The following is a 21,393-nucleotide window of genomic DNA, read 5'->3' as shown; positions in this document are numbered from 1 at the left end:
TGTCTCCGCGGGGGTCCGCGGCGCGGTGTTCTTCGAGCCGGCCGGTAGGACGCGCACTCCTGGCCGGTCGCACCGTCGTGGAGGACGTGGCCGGGTCGGCCGACCTGGCCATCGGCATCCCCCTGTTGTCAGTCGGGGCGGGATGGCTCGTGTTGGACGCCGTGTTCGGTCACGGGCTGGAGACCTGGGCGGCCCAGGGGGACCTGGGGCGGATCGAGACGGCGGACCTCGCCTCCATGGCACGGATCCAGACCTTCCTCGTGGTCGTGCTCGTGGTCGTGCTCCTCGCCCTCGTGTCCCGGGCGCCCTGGACGGTGCTGTCGCAGGTACTGCTCGCCATGCTGGCCGGAGTCGTGCCGGTGGCCGCGCAGCACAGTTGGGACCGTTCCCATTCCGCCTCGACCGCCTCGACCGCCTCGACCGGTTCGGTGTCGGAGGACGCGGGGTCGCGCCATCGCGAGCACAACGCCTTCCGTATGTCGGGTGAGATGTCTCCCGCGAGCGCCCAGGACGCCCGGCGGGAGGCCGACCGCGTCGAGCCCGTCCTCGAACGTCTGTGGAGGAGCGGCGCGAGGTGAAGGCCGACGGTCCGTACCTCGAAGGCGGCTGCTTCGAACCACCTGCCGGTCACGGGCCGACCGCGCCGCCACCGCCACCGCCACTGCCGCCGCCGTCACGCGCGCGAGGCCGCGCGGTCGGTCCGGGGCGACCGGTCATCCTGCCCGATAGCGAGCACTTTTGCGCCTATAGTCCCGATATGGCTCTTCATGAGACGAAGGACGCACGCGCCCAGGACGCCGACACGGACGTGTTCGCGTCCACGCTGAGCGGCCAGATCCTCCCCAAGTACAAGATTCCTGAGGACCACTCACCCACCGAGGTCGTCTACGAGCTGCTCCGCAACGAGCTGCTCCTGGACGGCAACGCGGCCCAGAACCTGGCCACCTTCTGCACCACCTGGTCGGACGAGGGCGTCCACCGTCTGATGAACGTCTGCCTCGACAAGAACATGATCGACAAGGACGAGTACCCGCAGACCGCCGAGATCGAGTCCCGCTGCGTCAACATCCTCGCCGATCTGTGGAACGCCCCCGCGGGCGCCACCGCGTCCGGCTGCTCCACCACCGGCTCCAGCGAGGCCGCCATGCTCGGCGGACTCGCCCTCAAATGGCGCTGGCGCGAGCGCCGCCGCGCCGCGGGCCTGCCCACCGACCGCCCCAACCTGGTGTGCGGCCCGGTCCAGATCTGTTGGGAGAAGTTCGCCCGCTACTTCGACGTCGAACTGCGGCAGGTCCCGATCGAGGCCGATGCCACCGGCCTGCGGGCCCATCAGCTCGCCGAGTACGTCGACGAGAACACCATCGGCGTCGTCGCCATCCTCGGCGTCACCTACACCTGCGACTACGAGCCCGTCGCCGAGATCGCCGCCGAGCTCGACCGGATCCAGGCCGAGCACGGCTGGGACGTCCCCATCCACGTGGACGCCGCGAGCGGCGGGTTCGTGGCGCCCTTCCTCCACCCCGACGTGGTGTGGGACTTCCGGCTGGAGCGCGTCGCCTCGGTCAACACCTCCGGCCACAAGTACGGACTCGCGCCGCTGGGCGTCGGCTGGATCATCTGGCGCACCGCCGACCTGCTCCCCGCCGAACTCGTCTTCAAGGTGGACTACCTCGGCGGCGACATGCCGACCTTCGCCCTCAACTTCTCCCGCCCCGGCGGCGAGATCATCGCGCAGTACTACCTGTTCCTGCGCCTGGGCCGGGCCGGCTACCGGCGCGTCCAGGAGGCCTGCGCCGACACCGCCCAGTACCTCGCCCGGCAGATCGCCGACATGGGCCCCTTCACCCTCCTCTACGACGGCCAGGGCGCGCTGCCCGCCGTCTCCTACAAGCTCACCGACCGGGACGCCTCCCCCTTCAGCCTCTACGACCTCTCCGATCGGCTGCGCATGCGCGGCTGGCAGGTGCCCTCGTACCCGCTGCCCGCCGATCGCGACGACACGGTCATCCAACGCGTCCTCGTCCGGCACGGCGTGACCCGCGACCAGATGGCCCTGCTCGTCACCGACCTGCGCGCGGCCGTGGAACACCTGACGGCCACGCCCCCGCCCGTACCGGCCACCGAGCCGAGGTCCGGCTTCCACCACTGACCGCCGGTCCCACCGTCGCGCCGCCGGCGGTGAGGTCGACATCCGGACCCCCCCTTGATCGGGCGGGTCGACGGATGACACCTTGGTGATCATGAGTGAGGATTTCGAGGAACACCGGCGACTGCTGTTCGGCACGGCCTACCGGATGCTGGGCAGCGTCGCCGACGCCGAGGACATCGTGCAGGACGCCTGGCTCGCCTGGCACCGCACCGACCGTGCGGCCGTCGAGAACCCCAGGGCCTACCTGGTGCGCACCGTCACCAACCTGAGCCTCAACCGGCTCAGGTCGGCCCAGGTCGTCCGCGAGGCGTACGTCGGGCCCTGGCTGCCCGAACCCCTCCTCACCTCGCCCGACATCGCCGAGGAGGCCGAACTGGCCGACACGGTCTCCATGGCGGTCCTGGTCGTCCTGGAGACCCTGAGCCCGACCGAGCGCGCGGTCTTCATGCTCCGCGAGGTGTTCGGGTACTCCCACACCGAGATCGCGGAGGTCGTCGGGAAGTCCGAGGCGAGCGTCCGCCAGTCCGCGCACCGGGCCCGCGAACACGTCCGGGCCCGCCGACCCCGCTTCACCGCCAAGGCGGCCGAGCAGCGCGAGATCGTCGAGAAGTTCCGGCGGGCGTGCCTCGGCGGGGACCTCGGCGAGGTGCTGACGGTCCTCGCCCCGGACGTCGCCTCCTGGGCCGACGGCGGCGGCGTCGTCACCGCCGCCCGTCGCCCGCTGCACGGAGCCGACCACGTCGCCCGCTGGTGGCTCGGCGTCATGGCCAAGGTCGAGGCCCGCGACGGGGAGCTGCGCCTCGCGGAGATCAACGGTGAGCCCGGTCTGCTGCTGGTCCACCAGGGCGCGACCGTCGGCGCCATGACCTTCGAGGCCGTCGACGGCCGGATCACCGCACTGCGCGTCACCGTCAACCCGGAGAAGCTACGGGGCCTGCGGCCTGACGCAGCGACCGACTAGCGCGTCCAGGCCCCGCCGCCACGGGTCGGGCGAGCGCCGGCTACCGCGCGCCGAAGTTCTGGGTCCACCAGGGGCCGCCCGACCCCTGGTGGATGCCCACGCCGATGTCCTTGAAGGAGCAGTTGAGGATGTTCGCCTTGTGGCCCGGGCTCTTCATCCAGGAGTCCATGACCGACTGGGCCGTCTGCTGGCCCCGCGCGATGTTCTCCCCGTACGTCGACCAGCGGTAGCCGGCCGCGGTGGTCCGGTCGCCGGGGTCCTTGCCGTCCGGGCTGGTGTGCGCGAAGAAGTCCCGGGCCGCCATGTCGTCGGAGTGCCCCTGAGCGGCCGCCCGCAGCTGCGGGTCCTCCTTGAGCGGGCCGCAGCCGGCCGCCGCCCGCTCGCTGTTGACCAGGGCCACGACCTGGCCGGCGATCCCCGACGGCGGGGCGGGCGCCGGCTTGACCGGCGAGGCCTTCGGGCTCGGGGACTTGCTCTTGGACTGCGTCGGGCTCGGGCTCGCCGACGGGCTCGGCGAGGCGGATGCCGACGGGGAGGGCGAGGGGGAGGCGGACGGCGAGGCCGACTCCGAGGGCAGGGCGGGGGATTCGGTCGCCGAGAGCGCGGCCAGCGGGGTCGCGGGCGCGGAGGCGCCGTCCTTCGTGCTGCCGGAACCGGGCAGGCCCCCGAGGTACACCAGCCCACCGCCCGCGACACAGGCGGCGAGCACCGCACCGCCGACCACCCGGCGGCGGCTCTGCCGGCGCTTGCGCAGCGCGCCCCGACCGCCGCCGCCCATGTCGGCCACCGGGGTGAGCTGGGTCGAGGCATCGTCGAAGCCGCCGTGGAGGCCGCCCTCGAAGCCCCCGTCGACACCCTCGGCGAAGGCGACGCTCGCGGGGGCGAAGCCGGCCGCTCCGCCCGTCTTCATCCCCGCCAGCAGGGCCGCCGACACCGGGACCAGGGCCAGACCGGCCAGCAATCCCTCCGCCGGAACCAGTCCGCTCCACAGACCGGAGCAACGTACGCATTCACGGGCGTGCCGGGCTATTCGCTTGCGCCACAGCGCCGAGGGCTCCCCGTCCCAGCCCCCCATCACGGTCCGCAGCTCCTCGCACGCCGGGTGGGTGTCCAGCGCCCGCTCCACCACACGGGCCGACTCCAGCTGCGCCTTCATCCGCTGCACCCGCACCGCCGTGTGCTGCGGGGACAGTTCCAGCGCGCCCGCCACCTCGGCCCGGGTCAGCTCCCCCGCGCACTCCAGCCACCACAGGGACAGCAGCGCCCGGTCCTCGGGCTCCAGCCAGCGGGTGGCGCGGGCCGTCTCGCGCCGCTGGCCTGCGAGGTGCAGGCGGGCGACGGTCAGGTCGACGAAGTCGGCACCCGGGTCGGCGACATCGCTCGCGGCTTCGAGGGTGCTCTCGCCGAAACCGCTCTGCCGCGCCTGCCAGTGCGCCCGTACGCGGTTCATCGCGATGGCCACCAGCCAGGACCGGAAGCTCTCGTCCACACGCAGGCCGCCCAGCCCGTCGAGCGCCCGCAGCATCGTGTCCTGCACCACGTCGTCCACGTCGCAGGAGCCGTTGAGAGCCCGCCCGACGATGTTGTAGACGAGCGGGAGATGGGCGCTGACGAGCTCGTCCTGCGCGCGGGGGTCGCCCGCGCGGGCCGCTGCCACGAGCGCTGCGGTGTGCTGAGTAGTCATGTGATGTTCCCTGTCCGTACCGGCGGTCGATGATGCCCGATACATGGGAGACCGTCGACGGGGGCGTCGATAACAGTTATCCGGAAGAATCTTCCCGAAGAGTTCTCACCGCCCCTCCACCGGGGGTCACAGCAGCGGAGCCAGCGCCTCCGAGGCCGTGCGCAAGGCCGGTGCGTACGCCTCGATCTCCTCGCGGGACACGAGGAAGGTGACCGTGGTGACGCTGACCCCGCCGACCGGCCGGCCCGTCGGACCGAGGATCGCCGAGCCGATGCAACGGATGGTGGGTTCGTTCTCCTCGTCGTCGACGGCGAAGCCCTGGGCGCGGACCGCCGCCAGTTGGGCGTGCAGGGCCCGTGCGGTCGTGAGGGTGTGCGGTGTCCGGCGCGGCAGCCCGGTCGCGTCGATCAGTTCCCGTACCTCCTCGGCGGGCAGCAGGGCCAGGATGCTCTTCCCGATCGCGGTCGTGTGCAGCGGCATGCGCATGCCGACGCGGGAGGCCGTCCGGAAGGGCTGTTCCTCGCTCTCCAGCTTGCGGATGTAGGTGATGGTCCGCCCGCTGTGCAGGGCCAGATGGACCGTCTGGCCGGTGGCCCGCCGGAGTTCGTCGAGGATGCGCCCGATGCTGGGTGGTTCCCCGGCGTCGACCAGGGCGGACAGTCCGCGCAGCCGCGGCCCCACCCCGTACCGGCTGTCGGCCTCCTGGCGTACGAAGCCCTGCTCGACCAGCGAGGCCAGGATGCGGAAGGCGCTCGACTTGGGCACCGCGGCCGCCGTCGTCACATCGGCGAGGCGGTGCGGGCCGCCGGGCGCGGCCACCGCCTCCAGGACGCGCAGGGACTTCTCCAGGGCGGAACCGGCCGTGGAGGTCCGCCCCGCGCGCCCGCCCGTCGCCGCTTCGTCCATTGACACGAGCGCTCCCGTGGGTAGGGTCCCGATCATATGGTTCCGTCACACGGTACGACGTTCCACTACATGGAACAAGTGGCGTGGAGCGAAGGGGAGGGTCCTCCGTTGCCCGATCACCTGCCCGACCTGCCCGATCACCTGTCCGGCCACGAGTCCGGCCACCTGTACGCGGCGCTGGCCGCCCAGCGCGTACTGCCCGTACTGCGCGAGGCCGACGCCGACGAGGCGGTCCGCCGCACCGCCGCCCTGCTCGCCGCCGGCTGCCGCACGGTCGAACTCACCACCTCCACCCCCGACTGGGCCGGGGCCGTCGCCCGCACCGCCGCGCTGAGCGACGTCCACGGCCGCCCGGCGCTCATCGGCGTCGGCACGGTCGCCAGCACCGCGCAGGCGGAGACCGCCCTGGACGCGGGCGCCGCTTTCCTGATCTCCCCCTACCCGGCCCCCGAGGTCCGCGCCGTGGCCGTACGCCGCGAAGCCGTCTTCATCGAGGGCGGGTTCACCCCCGGCGAGATCGCCGCCGCAGTCCGGGCCGCCGGAGCCGCCAAGGTCTTCCCGGCGCACGTGGGCGGCCCCGGATTCGTCCGCTCGCTCAAGGCCGTCCTGCCCACCGCGGTGATCGTCCCGACCGGCGGCATCCGGCCCGCCGAGGTCCCCGACTGGCTCGCGGCCGGCGCCACGGCCGTCGGCATCGGCGGCGGACTACCGGCCGACCCGGACGAACTGGCCGCCGTGTTCGCCGGAGCGGCCCCGCCGTGCCCCGCGCCCCGCGACGCCGCCGCGGGGTCCTGACCGTGCCCGGACGAACCGGACCGCGTTACGACGTCCTCGTACTCGGCGAGGTCCTGGTCGAGATCCACGCGGACACCGCCCTGCGCCAGGCCGCCGACGGCACCCGGGCCCGTATCTCCTACTCCGGGGACGCCCTCAACGCGGCGGCCGCCGCGGCCGCGGCCGGCGCCCGTACCGCTCTGCTCGCCGTCGTCGGCGACGACGAACTCACCGTGCCGCTGCTCCGCCGGGCCGCCGAACTCGGCGTGGACGTCTCCCATGTCCGCCACGCCCCGCACCCCAACGGCGCCTACCTGCTCTCCGCCGACACCGACGGCGACCGCGCGTTCGTCTACTGGCGCACCCGCAGCGCCGGTTCCACCCTCGCGCCCCACCACATCGCGTCCTGGCGCGCGCTGCTGACCCGTTGCGGAGCGGTCGTCACCAGCGGCGTCACCGGCGCCCTGTCACCGAGCAGCCGCGCCGCCGTACTGTCCGCCGCCCGCCTCGTGCACGGGGCGGGCGGGCACCTCACCTACGACCCCAACTTCCGCTCCCGGCTGACCGGCCCGGCCGAGGCCCGCGAGCTGCTGACCCGGATCGCGCCGCTGACCGGGCTGCTCAAGGCCTCCTGCCCGGCCGACGCGACGGCCCTGCTCGACACCACCGACCCGGGCACCGCCGCGGCCCGCTGCCGCGCGCTCGGCGCCCGCGCGGTCGCGGTCACCGCGGGCGCCGACCGGCTCCTGCTGGACGACGGCACGCGGGTGGAGTACCACCCCGTGCCCGTCAACCCGGAGCCGGTGGACGCGACCGGTGCGGGGGACTGCTTCACCGGCACGACCACCGCCCGGCTCGTCCTCGGTGACACCCTCGCGGACGCGGTGGCGTACGGCACGGCCGCGGCCTCCCTCTCGGTCTCCGGCCGCGGCGGCACCGGACGCGTCCCCGCCTTCACCGAGACCGCGGCACTGGCCGCCTCGCACCGCCGGTCCGACCCCCCTCGACCGCCGTCTCAGGGTCGGTGACCCAGCCCGCGGCGAGGACCAGTCGAGAGTCCCGGTGGACGGCCAGGAACCCGAACGGCCGGTCGAACCGGAGCTCCGCCCGGCGGACCCGGTGGCGTACGCGTCCCGGCGCGGACCCGCCCGGACGTGCCGCGAGCCCGGTGACGGCGGCGGCCTCGAACCCCGTCGCGTGGAACCGGGCCATCGCGGACTGCCGGGCCGAACCGATGGCGAGCGGCTCGGAACTGACACCGGGGAAGTGCTCGAAGTTCTCGTCGCGGGCCGTGTCCAGCCCGAACAGCGGGGCTCGGTCGAGCAGGTCGTGTTCGGCGAACAGGGAGAAGGCCACGGTACGGACCTGCAGCAGGTCCACCGGGAAGGGCGAATCCACGGTGCGTGTGGTCAGCCCGGGGCCCGGGCTTCCGTCGGGGAGTTCGCTGCCGGGCAGTGACGGGACGGCGCCCGTGACGGCGGTGAGTCCGGTCTCCAGCACCGCGACGGGCGAGGTCCCCAGCTCGCCGAGCAGCAGGTGCACGTCCACGTCCTCGGTGCCGGCCACCTCCAGGACGGTGACGGCTCCGCCCGGCCCGTGGGCCACCCGGACCGCGTCCAGGGAACGTGTGGTCCGGGACAGCCGACGCAGGAGTCGGCGCGCCCACGGGCCTTCGGCCACCGTGACAGGTGCCTCCTGGAAGGGCTCGACCCATCGCACCCGCAGTGCGAGCGCCGAGGCCAGGACCAGGCGGGTGTCCTCGGGCCACGACACCGGAACGTGCTCGATCAGCCCGCCGGTGCGCTCCTGCGCCCACGCGTCCAGCACCTTCGCGTCGGCGACCGGTACGCCGCTCAGCGTGCCCCGGGCTCCCGCCGGCAGCTTCGCCGACCAGCTCTCCTCCAGCGGAACCTCGGCCCTGGTCCACAGACCGGTCGCCGCCCGCAGACCTCGTACGCGGCCCAGCGCGTCCAGCAGTTCCCGTGCCGCCCCTGCGGCGGCCTCGGCAGGTATGTCCAACGCCTCCGCCAGCTCGGCGCGGGCCGGACCGCCCGCGCCGTCGGCGAGCAGGGCGAGCAGCGGCCAGACCCCGGAGGCGGCGAAGACCGTTCCCGAGTCCGGTGCGGGGGCCTGCGCGGCCCAGCGTGTCGTGAGGCGGTTGACCGCCCGTACCGTCCCGTTGTTCATGCGGGGGAGCGTATGTGGAGGGGCGCCGCCGGGCCGGATGGTTTTCCGCGGCCCGGCGGCGCCGGTATCGGTCCGCCCGGTCAGCGGCCGCGCAGGCCCCGGTCGACGGCGGTCATCAGCTCGCCGTCCGCCGTGTCCGCGTCCAGCGACCAGAACATCGCGCCGCCGAGGCCGTGTTCGCGGATGTACCCGGTCTTGGCGCGCAGCACCTGCGGGTCGTCGTACGTCCACAGGGTGGTGCCGTCGAAGAGCCAGGCGTGGCCGCCGCGCCGGTCCCGGTGGATCGTGTAGGTACCGGATTCGGCCAGCTTCTTCAGCGCCTTGTAGTCCTCGTACCCGGCGGCCCAGGTGGCCGGTGCCGGGCCGGTGGCCGGCTGCCCCATGCCGTCCCCGCCGCCGCTGACGCCGGTCCAGCCCTGGCCGTAGAACGGCATGCCCATCACGAGCTTGTTCGCGGGCGCGCCGCGTCGCAGCCAGGCGTCCACCGTGCCGTCGACGCTGAAGTCGCCCCGTGCGCGGAGCGCGGACTGCTGGGCGGTCCTCGGTTCGCCGGAGACGTGGAAGTCGTAGCCCTGGAGGGTCACGAAGTCGAGGTCGCGCATGATCCGGCGGACGTCGAAGCCCGCGTCGATCTTGGCGGGGGCGGTCGGGACGAAGGCGCTCAGCTCGTACTTCGTCTTCTTCTTCTGGCTCCGCGCGTACGCGTCGAGCTGTGTACGGAACTCCTTGACGAGCGCGGTGAAGTTCTGCTTGTCCTCGGGCCGGTACTTCGTGTCGGTGTCGCCCGCGGAACCGGGCCACTCCCAGTCGAGGTCGATCCCGTCGAACACGCCGGCGGCGGCGCCCGCGCCGCCGCGGGCGCCGTCCTGCGGCAGGTTGCCCTTGATGTACAGGTCGATGCAGGACTCGACGAAGGCCTTGCGGGAGGCCGGGGTGAGCGCGGCGTCCGAGAAGTGCGTGGACCAGCTCCAGCCGCCCAGCGAGATCAGCACCTTCAGGCCGGGGTGCTTGGCCTTGAGTTCGCGCAGCTGGTTGAAGTTGCCGGCGAGGGGCTGCTCGCCTGTGTCGGCGACCCCGTCGACGGAGTTCGCGGCGTCGAGCGGGCGTACGTAATCGGCCCAGGCGTCGGCCTCGCCGGGCACGTTCCCGGTGAAGCACCGGCCCTGCGGACTGACGTTGCCGAAGGCGTAGTTGATGTGGGTGAGTTTGCCGGCGGAGCCGTTCGCCTCCAGGTCCTGGACCTGGAAGTCCCGTCCGTAGACGCCCCATTGGGTGAAGTAGCCGACCTTCTTGTACGAACGGTCGTGGCCGCCGCCGTCGGCCTGGGCGACGGCGGCGGGCGCGAAGGCGGTCAGTAGGGAGAGGGAGCAGGCGGCGACGGCCAGCCTGCCGAGCATGCTGCGGCGCATGGGCTTCCTTTGCGGATGCGGGGAGCGGGGCGTGTGCGCGTGCGCTGTGCATGCCGGAAACTATTGGTCTGGACCAGAGTGGTCAAGGGGGCGGCCGGAACTCGCCCGCTACGGGAGCGGCAGGCTCCAGTGCCCGACGTCGTCGGCGAGGCCGGCATCGAGGGCGAACTGGACCGCGGCCGGGTCGGCGTCCCGCGGCAGCCGGAAGGTGATGAAGCCCTCCGCCGTACCGCCGGGGTCGAGGGTGACGGTCTCGGGGAAGGACGGCCCCGCGGCGGTGGGGACGTCGTCTCCGGTGAACCGCCGCCCGTTGCTGTCCAGCAGGTGCGCGGCCGGTGCGGGGGAGTCCTGGTAGACGGCGGTCCCGGTGTTCTCCAGCCGGAAGCGCGTCGCGACGAGCCGCTCGCCTCCCGCGGGCTCCTGACCTGCGGGGTCGGCCGGATCCACCACCCGCGTCAACGTGACGTCGAGCCGTTCGCCCGGCTCGTTCCCGGCGAGGGAGATCGTCTCCCCCGAGCCGCCCGGGGCCGCGCCCAGCAGGGCGGGCGCGAGGAACGCGAGCGCGAGGAGCGAGCCCCGCAGGCGCCCCGCTCGTCGGCTTCGGGGCATGACGGAACCTCCGCTCCACGGGTCCCCCCCCACCCACGATCCTCCGCACCCCGAGGTCGCGCCACCCCCGGACCGGCGGACACCCCCCGGGCGCGGTCCGGTCGACCGCCGAGGAACTCTCACCCGGTCGAGCCGCTAATTGATTGGATCTCCGGGCGCGTTCGTGCCATGGTTGGTCCCACCGAAGGGGTGTAGCTCAGCTGGTCAGAGCGCCGGTCTCCAAAACCGAAGGCCGCAGGTTCGAATCCTGCCGCCCCTGCGACACCGACAGTGCACCTGTCGCGCACGCCCGGCCGAGAGCATCGCTCCCGGCCGGGCGTCGCTGTTTCCCCGGACCGGCACGGGGGCGCCGACATCGTCTACCGTTCTCCGGATGGGGACAGACGTACGAGGCTTCGACGACCGATGGTCGGACCGGGGCTGGGGGCCCCAGGCCGCGCCGCGGCTCCGACAGGCCTGGTTGCAGGGGCTGACCTTCAACACCGCCGCACCGGACGACATCCGGATCCGGCTGCTCGACCACCTGGACCTGGCCCCGTCCGTACTCGCGCGGCGCGATCTGCCGCCCGCCGTGGTGGACGCCGCCGTCGACCACCCGGACCGCCGGGTGCGCGCCCGGCTCGCCGAGGTACCCGCTTCTCTCGGACTCTCCGCCGGCCAGTGGTCGCGGCTGGTGCTCGGCGAAGCGGGCGGTGCCCGGCGCCACCTGTTCCTGGAGGCCGCGGCCCTGTCCGGGCGGGGGCTGACGCCGCAGGCGTACGAGACGCTGGCCGCGGACCCCTTCGGCCCGGTCCGGGAGGAACTGGCCCGGATGCCGACCCTGCCCCTCCCGCTACGCCTCACCCTGCAGGCGGACCCGCTCCCGAGGGTGCGGGCCGCCGCGTGCGAGGCCGCCTGGGGTGACTTCGACGACGGGACCCGGGCCCGGCTGGCGGCCGATCCCGACCCCGCCGTGCGGACCGCCGTCACACTCGCCCGGCACGAGGAGGTCCCGCTGACGGCCGAGTTCTTCGAAGCCGCCGGCAGGGACCGCCACGTCGTCGGAAGCCACCGGCTGGATCCGGACCTCGCCCTGCGGCTCTGCGCGGACCCCGACCCCTGGCTGCGCCGGATCCTGGCCGGCAACCCCTACCTCGGGCCCGACCTGGTCGACGTACTCGCCGCCGACCCCGACGGCGACGTACGACTCGCCGTGTCCGTACGGCCCGAGCTGACGGAGGAACGGCGGGCCGCCGTCCCGGTGGACATCGACCCCCGGACGATACGGCGGACGGTCGGGTGGGTGGAGGCGCTGCACGAGGACGAGGAGGCCATGCGCCGCCTCGCGGCATCCGGACACGTCCTGCTGCGCAGCAGCGTCGCGAGGGCCCGACGCCTGCCGCCGGACGTCGTGGAACGGCTGGCCCGGGACGAGGACCGGGTCGTACGGCTCTTCCTCGCCGAGCGGTGCGACGACGCCCCGGCGGACATGCTGCTGGAGGTGTGGCAGTGGTGGAACGGGAGCTACTCCACCCCCGACCGGCCCTACGGGCACCCGAACTTCCCTCGGCGCGACCTGCTCCGCCACGCGGACGACCCGCATCCGCGGCTGCGTCAACTGGCCCTGGACGAACCGGACTCGACGCCCGACCTGGTGGCGCGGTTCAGCGTGGACCAGGACGCCGAGGTACGGCTGCGCGCCGCCACCGACCCCCGGCTCGCGCCGGACGCGGTGGTACGGCTCCTCGACGACCCGGACAGCGGTGTACGCGCGATGGCGGCGCGGCATCCACGGGTGCCCGTACCGCTCCTCGTCGCGCTGCTCGGCGACGAGGAGACGGCGGCGGCCGCGGCCCGGAACCCGGTGCTGCCGGTGGCCGTCATGGAACGGATGACCGTCACAGGGGCATGAGGCGTGCCGCCGACCCGGCGGGCCGGCGGGCGGGCAGTTCGCCGGCCACCCCCTCCGGGTCGCGGTGGCCGCCTCACCGACACGGTGGTGCGCCGCTACCCCGACGGGCCCTCAGGGCCGGCGCCCGGCCCAGGCCACGAGCCGGTCGATGGCCGGGGCCTCGGGGTCCACGACCACCACCTCCGCGAAGGGAATCCGTCCGCCGCGGGCTTCGGCCGGCAGCGCGCGACGTACGACGCCGATCACCCGCTCGATGAGAGCCGGGTCCCAGTCCGGGTCCTGCCCGGTCGCCCTGGCCAGGTCCCAGGTGTGCACCGTGAGTTCGTGCGTGTAGACGGCCGCGGCGGCCGCACCCGGCAGGACCCCCATCGGCAGGCGCAGTTCCCGGCCGAGGACGCCCGGATCCGCCCACACCTCCGCGACCTCGCGGGCACCCGGCACCCAGGCCTCCGCCCACGCACCGTCGGCGATCTCGTCGGCGAAGGACGGGACGCTGAACGGGTCCTCGCCGCGCCCGATCACCGAGATCCGGCGGACGACGGCGACGAGGTGGCTCGACAGCCGCCGTACGTCGAACTCCTCGCAAGGGGTCGGGGCGTCGTACTGCTCGGGCCGGACGGCGGCCAGCGTACGGCCGGCCAGTTCGACGGCCGCGGCGAGGTCGGTCCGCGGATCGACGGAGGAGGGGGCGGCGCCGGGGGAGTCGGACGGGGTCTCGATGAGCTGCTCGGTCTTGTTCATGGGTTCATCCTGCGCGCAGAAGTGGCCACCTTCTGGCCAGTTCTCCGAAGAGAATGAAAGACGACGAAACGGCACCCACGAAAGAGGCGAAGGGGCACATGAGAGCCGACCGGTTGCTGGCGACCCTGCTCTTCCTCCAGGAGCGAGGCCGCGTCACCGTCCCCGAAGTGGCCGCCGAACTGGAGGTGTCCGAGCGCACCGCGCGCCGAGATCTGGAGGCGCTGGCATCGGCGGGCATCCCCGTCTACTCGCAGCGCGGCCGCGGCGGCGGCTGGTCCCTCGTCGGCGGGGCCCGTACCGATCTGACCGGACTGACGGCCGACGAGATCCGGGCGCTCTTCCTCGTCGCCGGCCCCCTGTCGGACACCCCCGAGCTGCGCACCACGTTGCGCAAGCTGGTCCGGGCGCTGCCGACGACCATGCGGGCGCAGGCCCACGCCGCGACCCGGGCGGGGGTGGTCGACGCCACGGACTGGTCCCGCAACGCCGTCACCGCCGATGCCGCCCACCGCTCCGCGCTCCAAGGCGCCGTTGTGGACGGGATCCGCGTCCGCCTCGGGTACGCGGGCGTCGGCAAGCCGGCCGGCGAACGCACCGTCGACCCCCTCGGGCTGGTGGCCAAGGCGGGAGTGGACTATCTGGTGGCCGGTACGGACAAGGGCCTGCGCACCTTCCGGCTCAGCCGGGTCACCTCCGTCGAGCCGACCGGTGAACCGGTGACCCGGCCGCCCGACTTCGACCTCGCCACGGCGTGGCGGACGCTGTCCGGAGCCTTCCAGGACGGCATGTACGCGGTGACCGCGCGGGCCCGCGTCCACCCTGACGCGCTGGCCCTGCTGCAACGGTTCCTCGGCGGCCGCGTGCGCGTCGGCGGTCCGCTGCCCGACGGCTGGACCGAGGTGTGGGTCGACGGCCCGGCCGCGAAGGCCCTGGCGGGACACCTGGCGGGGTTGGGAGCGCGGGTCGAGGTGCTGGAGCCGCCGGAGGTGCGGCGGTGGCTGGCCCGGATCGGCGCGGAACTCACCGAGATGTACGCGGGGGAGGAGCCGTACGCACCCCACGGCTCGTAGCCGAGGGGGCGAACCGCTTCCGAGGCCCGCGCTCTCCTGCCTCGCCGTGTCCGACGTGCGGAGGGGGGGAGAGGCAGGACCCCGTTCCTCAGGCCGGGTCCGGTCCGCGGGCGCTGCCGAGGAGCCTGTCCACGAGGAGTTGTGGGTAGCCGGTGGCCGGCAGGCCGATGCCGAAGATCGTCCGGATGTAGAAGGGCGCGATGAGCTGGTCGAGGATCTGCTCCAGCGGCGGCGGGTTCTCGCCGCGGGCCGTCGCCCGTTCGCGGATCTGCTCGATGGAATGCATGCGGCGCCGGAAGTGCTGGGCGCGCTCGCTCCGCTCCTGGGTGTTCTTCGGCATGGACAGCACGACAGCGCGTACGAGGGCGTGCCCCTCAGGTGTGTGCATGCTCGCGACGCCGGCTTCGGCCCAGGCGATGAGGTCGCCGCGCAGGGTGCCGGTGTCCTTCAGCGGCGAGTTGCGCTCCAGGCGGGTGGTGACCGTGTCGGCCAGCAGTGCGTCGAGGCCGCCCCAGCGCCGGTAGAGGCTGGTGTGGTTGACGCCCGCGCGTTGCGCGATCGCGGGGATGGTCAGGTCCTCGCCCTCCGGGGCCGAGAGGAGGTCGAGGACCGCTTGGTGGACGGCTGCGCGGACCTGTTCGGGGCTTCTTCGGATGCGCGTGGCCGGTTGTTTCTGAGTCACGCCACCATCTTAAGCACAGATATTTGCTTCTGACTGGGCGAGGCTCTACAGTCGATCTCACAAGCACAGATCTGTGCTTGTGATTCCGGCAGGAGGAAACCGCCATGAAGCAGCTGCTGTTCCCGAACAACACCCAGTTCTGGTACGAGACCCTGCGTTCGATGAGCCACATCGCCTACGGCGGCGCCGACTTCGGCGAGGTCGTCTCCACCGCCGCGCGGATCACCGAGGGCGACTACGACAGCTGGTACACCGAGTGGTTCGCGACCGCCGGCCGGGTGTCGTCGGAGGCCGAGAAGGCCCTGGCGGCCGGTCACCGGGTCAGCGCCCGCGACGGGTTCCTGCGCGCCTCGAACTACTACCGGTCGGCGGAGTTCTTCCTGCACGGCAAGGACTGCGACCCGCGCCACGACCACGCCTACGACCGCTCCGTGGAGTGCTTCAAGGCCGCCGCGGCCCTCTACACCACCCCGCACATCGAGCCGGTGCTGATCCCCTACGAGAACACCACGCTGCCCGGCTATCTCTACCGGGTCGACGACTCGGGCACCCCCGGCCGACGCTGATCATGCACAACGGCTTCGACGGCACCGCCGAGGAGCTCCACTTCTTCGGGGCGATGGCCCCGTCGAGCGGGGCTACACCGTGCTCGCCTTCGACGGTCCCGGCATGCCCGGCCCGCGCCACCACCAAGGCCTCGTCTTCCGCCCGGACTGGGAGAACGTCATCACCCCGGTGATCGACTTCGCGGAGACGATCCCGGAGGTCGACAACAGCCGCATCGCACTGCTCGGCCTCAGCATGGGCGGAGTCCTCGCCCCCCGGGCCGCCGCGTTCGAGCACAGGCTGGCCGCGCTGATAGCCGTCGACGGCCTCTACGACCTCGGCGAGACCTCCGTCCGCAACATCCCCGGCGACCGCGCGGAAGCCGAACGCCTCCTGCGGGCGGACTCCGCCCCGGAACTCGACGCCGCCATCGACCAGATCATGGCCAAGGACCCGATCGCCCGCTGGGCGCTCAACCACGGCATGTACGTCATGGGGGTCGACACCCCCCGCGCCTTCAACGCCTCCTACCTCGACTACACCCTCGCCGGCGGGATCGCCGAGCGGATCCAGTGCCCCACCCTCGTCTGCGACGCCGAGGAGGACATCTTCTTCCAGGGCCAGCCCGAGCAGCTCTACGAACACCTCACCTGCCCCAAGACCCTCATGCTCTTCACCGCCGAGGAAGGGGCCGGCGCCCACTGCCACCCCGGCGCCATGCGTCTCGCCAACGCCCGCATCTACGACTGGCTCGACGACACCCTCACCAACACCCGCCCCTGACTCCCACCCCACCCGACCGCGCCTCACCTCACCCCACCCGACCGCGCCTCACCCCGCCGGACACCGCCGAGAACTCCGGCGGCCGAACCCACCCGAAGGACCCCACATGACACACGACATGACCCGCACCGGCATCAAGGCCGCCCTCACCGACCTGCTCCTCGACGAGGACATCACCCTGGCCGAGGCCGCCGACCGGCACTTCACCCCCGACTACCGCCAGCGCACCGACGGCGAATGGGCCGACCGCTCCCAGTTCCTCGACCACATCGCCCACCTGCGGACGCTCGTCGCCGCAGGAGAGGTCGAGGTCCACGAAGAGCTCCACGACGGCGACAAGTACGCCGACCGACACACCTGCCACATCACCAAGAAGGACGGCACGACCGTGAGCATGGAGGTCTACGTGTTCGCCTCCATGGCCCCCGACGGACGCTTCCGGCGCATCGAGGAGACCACCTTGATGCTGGAGGGGACCGACGCCGACCGAAACCTCGGCAGCGCCCGCTGAGGTGCCGGTGCGGGCCCGTCAGGCGAGCCAGCGGCCGTCCCGCATCAGCTCGCGGTCGGCAAGCTCGTCCTCCTCGCGCCAGGCCTGGACGCGATGCGGGGTGACGTGGAACCAGCGGTGGACCGTGGTGAGTGCGCGCGGGTCGAAGCCGGTGCGTTCGGTGAAGCGGTCACCCTGTTCCTTCGGGAGGGCATCGAGGTCGACGACCTCGACCGTGCCGTCGATCATGGTGACGTCGCGGGTGGGGCCGAGCGCGAGGCGGACGGTCCCGGCGGCGGCCAGGTTCCTGCCGGTGGCGCTGCCCGCCGGGGTGGCCATCCGCAGTACCTCGCCGTCCCAGTCGAAGGACAGCGGCACCAGGTACGGCGCACCGTCGGCGGAGGCGGTGGCCACCCACACGTCGACGTCGTGGGTGAGTCGCCGCTCGACGTCGGCACGGCGCCGGGCGCGTGAGCGGGGGGTGGCACCCGCCCGGTCCTGGAGGACGCCGAGGACATTGCCGTCGGGGTCGGCGACCGTGGCCACCAGGCGACCGCCACCGACGTCATGCGCGGGCTCGGTCACGCGCGCGCCCGACGCGGTCGCCGCGGCCAGTGCCGCCCGGATGTCCGGCACCTGCCAGTAGGTCACCGGCGACGTCATCGCCTGCGGTCCGCCGCCCGGCACCAGCCCGACGTGCTGTCCCGCGGCCTCGAAGCCGACGTAGTACGGCGATTCGTTGCACGGCGGTACGCCCAGCAGGGCCGTGTACACCCCCTTGGCCCGGCCCAGATCGGACACCGGATGGAGCACGGTCCTGATCCCCGAAGTGGCCGAGCCGGCCGAAGTGGTCGAGGTGGTCGCGTCGGACATGGCGCTCCTTGAAGTCATGGGCCACGTAAGGCCGTTCCGTGTTTCGTCACAGCGTCCCGTCCGGCACGGTCCGTCGACATCCGTGGCGACCACGGAGACGATCACGGAACGGCAGCCACGGACACGCGTGCGACACAATGGCGGCCATGGGAGAAGCAGCGGAGATCTCGCCGCGCGAGGCCGAGGTCCTGGAACTGGTCGGAGACCATCTCAGCAACGCCGAGATCGGGGCACGGCTGTACATCTCGGTGCGCACGGTCGAGACCCATGTCTCCTCCCTGCTGCGCAAGTTGGAGGTAACCGATCGGCGGGCACTGGCCCGCCGGGCGTCCGACCGGACACGCGCCGACCGGTCACACCCGGCCCCGGCCCTGCCGACGCGTCTGACCTCGTTCATCGGCCGAGCCGGCGAGCGGGCCGCGCTGACCGCCATGCTGGGGGAGCACCGGCAGGTGACCGCCCTCGGCCCCGGCGGGGTCGGCAAGACCCGCCTCGCGCTGACCGTGGCCACCGACGTCGCCGACGGGTTCGCCGACGGGGTGTGGTTCGTCGACCTGGTCCCGGTCACCGATCCCGGCATGATCGCGACCGCGGTCGCCGAGGCGCTCGGCCTGGGCGAGCAACCGGGCCACGACATGGCCGAGTCCGTGGCCGCCGCACTGGCCGATCGCAACACCCTGCTGGTGCTGGACAACTGCGAGCACGTCGTCGAGGGGGCGGCACCGTTCCTCGAACGCCTGCTGGCCGCCTGCCCTCGCGTACGCGTACTGGTGACCAGCCGGTCCCGGCTCATGGTCCCGTTCGAACGGGTCTACCCGGTCCCGCCGCTGTCACTGTCGACGGCCGGCGACAACGGATCGGACGCGGTCGCGTTGTTCATGGACCGGGCGACATCGACAGGCTCCCGCCTGCAGGATGCGCCCGCGCACGACCAGGTCGCCGAGATCTGCGCACGGCTCGACGGCATGGCCCTGGCGATCGAGCTCGCCGCCGCCCGCTATCCCACGCTCGGGCTGGACGGCATCACCGCCGCCCTGGCCCACCCCCTGCGCATGCTCACCGGCGGCTCCCGCGCGGAGGACCGGCACCGCTCGGTACGGGCGGCACTGGACTGGAGCCACAACCTCCTGGACCCGGCCGATCGGACGCTGCTGCGCCGGGTGTCGGTGTTCGTGACACCGTTCACCGCCCCGGCGGCGGCGGAGGTCACCGGGCTCGACACGGCGACCGCCGTCGACGGGCTGGCCCGACTCGCCGAACAGAGCCTGCTGGCCGTCACCTTCTCCCCGGACGGAACCCGCTACAGGGCGCTGGAAACGCTGCGCCAGTACGGCGCCGACCGCCTCACCGAGGCCGGCGAACTGCACGACACCCACGCCCGCCACCTGAACTGGTGCCTCGCCCGAAGCGCCGAACTGGCCGCGCCACGAGCCGACTGGCGGGCCCGGTTCGATCAGACGGCCGACGAACTGCGCGCCGCCCTCGCCCGGGCGCACAGCCGTCCGGAGCAGCGCGCGGACGCCTTCCGACTGGCCCGCGCCATGGCGGAGCTGGCCTTCACCCGTCATCTCGTCGCAGAGTCCCAGCAGCGCTACGAGCAGGCCGCCGCCCTCGCGACCGCCCCGGCCGACACGGCGTCGATGTACCGGCGGGCCGCGGCCGTGGCCGCCTGCCGGCTGCACGGCGACGACATGTACCGCCTGGGCCGTGCGGCCGCGGACGTCGCACGTCGAGCGGGCGACACCGCCGCGGCCGCCCGCGATCTGGCGGCCGCCGCCGGCAACGCGTACCGCTTCTCCAGCAAGTTCGCCCGCCCACTCCCGCCGGAGGAAGCCGACGCGCTCATCACCGAGGCACGGGAGTTGGCCGGCGCCGATCCATCCGCCCGGGCCGCGGTCGCGCTGGTCGAGGCCGGACGGGCCCTCACCCACGCGATCGACACCGAGGCCGGCACGGCCGACACCTCCTCCGAAGCGGCCCGCGCGGTGAGCGGCCCCGGCGGTTCCGCCGTTCAGGAGGCGCTCGCCTCCGCCGAACGAGCTGTCGAACTCGCCCGCCTCGAAAAGGACCCGCTCGCGCAGTCCGCGGCGCTCGACACCCTTGCCGGCGCCCAGAGCTGGGCCGGGGACGCGTTCGCGGCAGCGGCGACGACACGGCGCCGGACCGAGCTGATCTCGTCCGCGACGGACGGCGGCCCGCACGGCCCGCACGCCCTGGGCCCGGCCGGCACCCATGAACTGATCGAGGCGCTCGGCGAGGCCGCCGAAGCCGCCCTCGGCGTGGGCGACCTCCCCGGCGCCCGCCGGTGGGCCCGGCGGCTCGCGGAACACCCGCAGCTCGCCGAGGTCGGCCACCGCGCCACGGGCCGGCTCCTCGTCGCCGAAACATTGGCCGGCGATGCCGAGCGGGCACGCACCGCGGGCCTGCGGTTCCGCGACGCCTGGCAGCGGGCCGGCAGCCCCGCCCGGGCGGTCCTCGGCCCGCCCGCGGCGGCGATGGCGACCGTCCACGGACTGCGCGACGACCACGAAGCACGCAGCGAATGGAGCGCGTTGCTCGCACGGGTCGACCCCTCGCCGTGGAACACCCACGGATACGGGGCGGTCTTCGACGCGATCCTCATGCTCCACCAGGGGCGGCCCGAGGCGGCGCTGGAACGTACGGCCCCCGAGCCCGGCCAGGTACGACAGTGGACCACCTGGATCTGGCTCCACTGGTACGTGGCACTACGCGCCGAAGCCTCCGTGCTCGCCGGGTCCCCCGACGCGGCCGCCCGGCTGACGGAAGCCCGGACCACCGTGGCCGGGAACCCCGTCGCCACAGCCCTCGTGGAACGCGCGACGGCCCTGCTCGACGCCGACGGGCAACGGCTGCTCGCCACCGCGAGCGTGTTCGAGGCGGCCGGCTGCCCCTACCAGTCGGCGCGCACCCTGATCCTCGCGGGCGGCGAACACGCCGCCCGCGGCACGGGCGCCCTCGCCGACCTCGGCCTCGCCCCGAGGATCCTCCTGTAGCCGCGGCGCGGCCGGCCGTCACACCGCCCGCTTCACCAAGGCGGCGATCCGCGCCTCCACCTCGGGCGTCACCTCGGTCAGCGCGAAACCGGCCGCCCACATCGGACCCTCGTCCAGCTTCGCCAGGTCGCTGAAACCGAGGGTCGCGTAGCGCGCCTTGAACTTCTCCGCGCTCTGGAAGAAACAGACGACCTTGCCGTCCGACGCGTAGGCGGGCATCCCGTACCAGAGCTTCGGCGCGAGGGTCGGGGCGTGGGCGGTGACGACGGCATGGACGCGCTCGGCCATGACCCGGTCCGACTCCCGCATCTCGGCGATCTTCGCCAGTACGTCCCGCTCGGCCTCGGCCGCCTTCTCCTCGGTCGAACCACGACGTGCCGCCTTCTTCTGATCCAGGGCGTGCGCCTTCATCGCGGCCCGCTCCTGCGCGTTGAACCCCTCGTACGTGCTGCTGCCGGTGCCGGCCATGGTCACTCCCTCGGTCGCTGGTCACGATCGGCCCGGTCTGTCGCCGCGCCGATCGCCGTGACCACAGATTGCCCCGGCCGGGGTCCGCACCGCCTCCGTGCCGACCACGGAGAACGCCACGGATCGCGAGCCCGTGTCCCGGCGCCCGACGATGCT

At 73.2% G+C, this 21,393-nt stretch carries 20 protein-coding genes, 1 tRNA gene and 1 pseudogene; 12 read left to right on the top strand and 10 right to left on the bottom strand.

Going from position 1 to position 21,393, the window contains the following annotated elements; translation table 11 throughout:
• Window positions 1-86: 86 nt before the first annotated feature.
• The 3 genes from ACWG52_RS02055 (at window position 87) to ACWG52_RS02045 (ending at window position 3,110) form a co-directional block, all read left to right on the top strand.
• Window positions 87-578 carry a DUF6234 family protein gene (locus ACWG52_RS02055; protein WP_453127617.1) on the top strand — a complete coding sequence of 164 codons (492 nt, stop codon included), beginning with the start codon at window positions 87-89 and terminating at the stop codon, window positions 576-578.
• A gap of 179 nt (window positions 579-757) precedes the next feature.
• On the top strand, window positions 758-2,149 hold the full coding sequence (locus ACWG52_RS02050) for a glutamate decarboxylase (protein WP_389802316.1): 1,392 nt from the start codon (window positions 758-760) through the stop codon (window positions 2,147-2,149).
• A gap of 91 nt (window positions 2,150-2,240) precedes the next feature.
• Complete coding sequence (locus ACWG52_RS02045; protein ID WP_389802318.1) at window positions 2,241-3,110, top strand: RNA polymerase sigma-70 factor; 870 nt, start codon at window positions 2,241-2,243, stop codon at window positions 3,108-3,110.
• A gap of 40 nt (window positions 3,111-3,150) precedes the next feature.
• On the opposite strand, the gene ACWG52_RS02040 is transcribed toward ACWG52_RS02045, so the two are convergent.
• Together ACWG52_RS02040 and ACWG52_RS02035 are read right to left on the bottom strand one after the other, a co-directional pair.
• The gene (locus ACWG52_RS02040; protein WP_389802320.1) at window positions 3,151-4,794 is read right to left on the bottom strand and encodes a sigma-70 family RNA polymerase sigma factor; all 1,644 of its coding nucleotides are present in this window, start codon (window positions 4,792-4,794) and stop codon (window positions 3,151-3,153) included.
• A gap of 126 nt (window positions 4,795-4,920) precedes the next feature.
• The gene (locus ACWG52_RS02035; RefSeq protein ID WP_453129114.1) at window positions 4,921-5,700 is read right to left on the bottom strand and encodes an IclR family transcriptional regulator; all 780 of its coding nucleotides are present in this window, start codon (window positions 5,698-5,700) and stop codon (window positions 4,921-4,923) included.
• Window positions 5,701-5,808: 108 nt separating this feature from the next.
• Here ACWG52_RS02035 and ACWG52_RS02030 point away from each other — a divergent pair, with 108 nt between their 5' ends.
• Together ACWG52_RS02030 and ACWG52_RS02025 are read left to right on the top strand one after the other, a co-directional pair.
• A complete protein-coding gene (locus ACWG52_RS02030; protein ID WP_390165890.1) occupies window positions 5,809-6,495 on the top strand; it encodes a bifunctional 4-hydroxy-2-oxoglutarate aldolase/2-dehydro-3-deoxy-phosphogluconate aldolase in 687 nt (228 codons plus the stop codon).
• Between the two features lie 2 nt (window positions 6,496-6,497).
• Window positions 6,498-7,502 carry a PfkB family carbohydrate kinase gene (locus tag ACWG52_RS02025; protein ID WP_453127614.1) on the top strand — a complete coding sequence of 335 codons (1,005 nt, stop codon included), beginning with the start codon at window positions 6,498-6,500 and terminating at the stop codon, window positions 7,500-7,502.
• Here the strand turns inward: ACWG52_RS02025 and ACWG52_RS02020 are convergent.
• The 3 genes from ACWG52_RS02020 to ACWG52_RS02010 form a co-directional block, all read right to left on the bottom strand.
• Entirely contained in the window at window positions 7,429-8,661 is a 1,233-nt protein-coding gene (locus tag ACWG52_RS02020) for a serpin family protein (RefSeq protein ID WP_453127613.1), read from the bottom strand. The genes ACWG52_RS02025 and ACWG52_RS02020 overlap by 74 nt on opposite strands.
• Before the next feature lie 80 nt (window positions 8,662-8,741).
• Entirely contained in the window at window positions 8,742-10,070 is a 1,329-nt protein-coding gene (locus ACWG52_RS02015; RefSeq protein ID WP_389802333.1) for a glycoside hydrolase family 18 protein, read from the bottom strand.
• 108 nt (window positions 10,071-10,178) lie between these two features.
• Window positions 10,179-10,679, bottom strand: a complete 501-nt coding sequence (locus ACWG52_RS02010) for a DUF4352 domain-containing protein (protein ID WP_390138619.1) — start codon at window positions 10,677-10,679, stop codon at window positions 10,179-10,181.
• Between the two features lie 185 nt (window positions 10,680-10,864).
• Between ACWG52_RS02010 and ACWG52_RS02005 the strand changes: the two genes are divergently transcribed.
• Together ACWG52_RS02005 and ACWG52_RS02000 are read left to right on the top strand one after the other, a co-directional pair.
• Window positions 10,865-10,938: transfer RNA gene (locus ACWG52_RS02005), tRNA-Trp, on the top strand.
• Between the two features lie 114 nt (window positions 10,939-11,052).
• Window positions 11,053-12,570, top strand: coding sequence for a PE-PGRS family protein (locus tag ACWG52_RS02000; protein ID WP_453127612.1), 1,518 nt, complete (start codon window positions 11,053-11,055; stop codon window positions 12,568-12,570).
• Between the two features lie 111 nt (window positions 12,571-12,681).
• Here ACWG52_RS02000 and ACWG52_RS01995 read toward each other — a convergent pair whose 3' ends face one another.
• Entirely contained in the window at window positions 12,682-13,311 is a 630-nt protein-coding gene (locus ACWG52_RS01995; protein ID WP_389802341.1) for a TIGR03086 family metal-binding protein, read from the bottom strand.
• Window positions 13,312-13,409: 98 nt separating this feature from the next.
• On the opposite strand from ACWG52_RS01995, the gene ACWG52_RS01990 reads away from it, so the two are divergent.
• Window positions 13,410-14,381: a helix-turn-helix transcriptional regulator gene (locus tag ACWG52_RS01990; RefSeq protein ID WP_389802344.1), complete on the top strand. Its 972-nt coding sequence runs from the start codon at window positions 13,410-13,412 to the stop codon at window positions 14,379-14,381.
• 88 nt (window positions 14,382-14,469) lie between these two features.
• On the opposite strand, the gene ACWG52_RS01985 is transcribed toward ACWG52_RS01990, so the two are convergent.
• Entirely contained in the window at window positions 14,470-15,063 is a 594-nt protein-coding gene (locus ACWG52_RS01985; RefSeq protein WP_389802347.1) for a TetR/AcrR family transcriptional regulator, read from the bottom strand.
• A gap of 104 nt (window positions 15,064-15,167) precedes the next feature.
• Between ACWG52_RS01985 and ACWG52_RS01980 the strand changes: the two genes are divergently transcribed.
• The 3 genes from ACWG52_RS01980 to ACWG52_RS01970 all read left to right on the top strand — a co-directional run bounded on the left by ACWG52_RS01980 (window position 15,168) and on the right by ACWG52_RS01970 (window position 16,903).
• Window positions 15,168-15,629, top strand: coding sequence for a hypothetical protein (locus ACWG52_RS01980; protein WP_389802351.1), 462 nt, complete (start codon window positions 15,168-15,170; stop codon window positions 15,627-15,629).
• A gap of 103 nt (window positions 15,630-15,732) precedes the next feature.
• Entirely contained in the window at window positions 15,733-16,392 is a 660-nt protein-coding gene (locus ACWG52_RS01975; protein WP_453127609.1) for an alpha/beta hydrolase family protein, read from the top strand.
• Between the two features lie 118 nt (window positions 16,393-16,510).
• A complete protein-coding gene (locus tag ACWG52_RS01970) occupies window positions 16,511-16,903 on the top strand; it encodes a nuclear transport factor 2 family protein (protein ID WP_453129113.1) in 393 nt (130 codons plus the stop codon).
• Between the two features lie 18 nt (window positions 16,904-16,921).
• Here the strand turns inward: ACWG52_RS01970 and ACWG52_RS01965 are convergent, their stop codons facing one another.
• Window positions 16,922-17,428, bottom strand: coding sequence for a pyridoxamine 5'-phosphate oxidase family protein (locus ACWG52_RS01965; RefSeq protein ID WP_453129112.1), 507 nt, complete (start codon window positions 17,426-17,428; stop codon window positions 16,922-16,924).
• A pseudogene (locus tag ACWG52_RS01960) lies at window positions 17,405-17,755 on the bottom strand (VOC family protein); the annotation flags it as partial. The pseudogene ACWG52_RS01960 and the gene ACWG52_RS01965, both read right to left, overlap by 24 nt.
• 146 nt (window positions 17,756-17,901) lie before the next feature.
• Between ACWG52_RS01960 and ACWG52_RS01955 the strand changes: the two are divergent.
• On the top strand, window positions 17,902-20,769 hold the full coding sequence (locus tag ACWG52_RS01955; protein WP_453127608.1) for an ATP-binding protein: 2,868 nt from the start codon (window positions 17,902-17,904) through the stop codon (window positions 20,767-20,769).
• Between the two features lie 18 nt (window positions 20,770-20,787).
• Here ACWG52_RS01955 and ACWG52_RS01950 read toward each other — a convergent pair whose 3' ends face one another.
• A complete protein-coding gene (locus ACWG52_RS01950) occupies window positions 20,788-21,237 on the bottom strand; it encodes an iron chaperone (protein WP_389802359.1) in 450 nt (149 codons plus the stop codon).
• Window positions 21,238-21,393 lie beyond the last annotated feature (156 nt).

Source organism: Streptomyces sp. CLCI03 (assembly GCF_053615355.1).
This window is presented reverse-complemented; position numbering and strand designations above follow the sequence as displayed.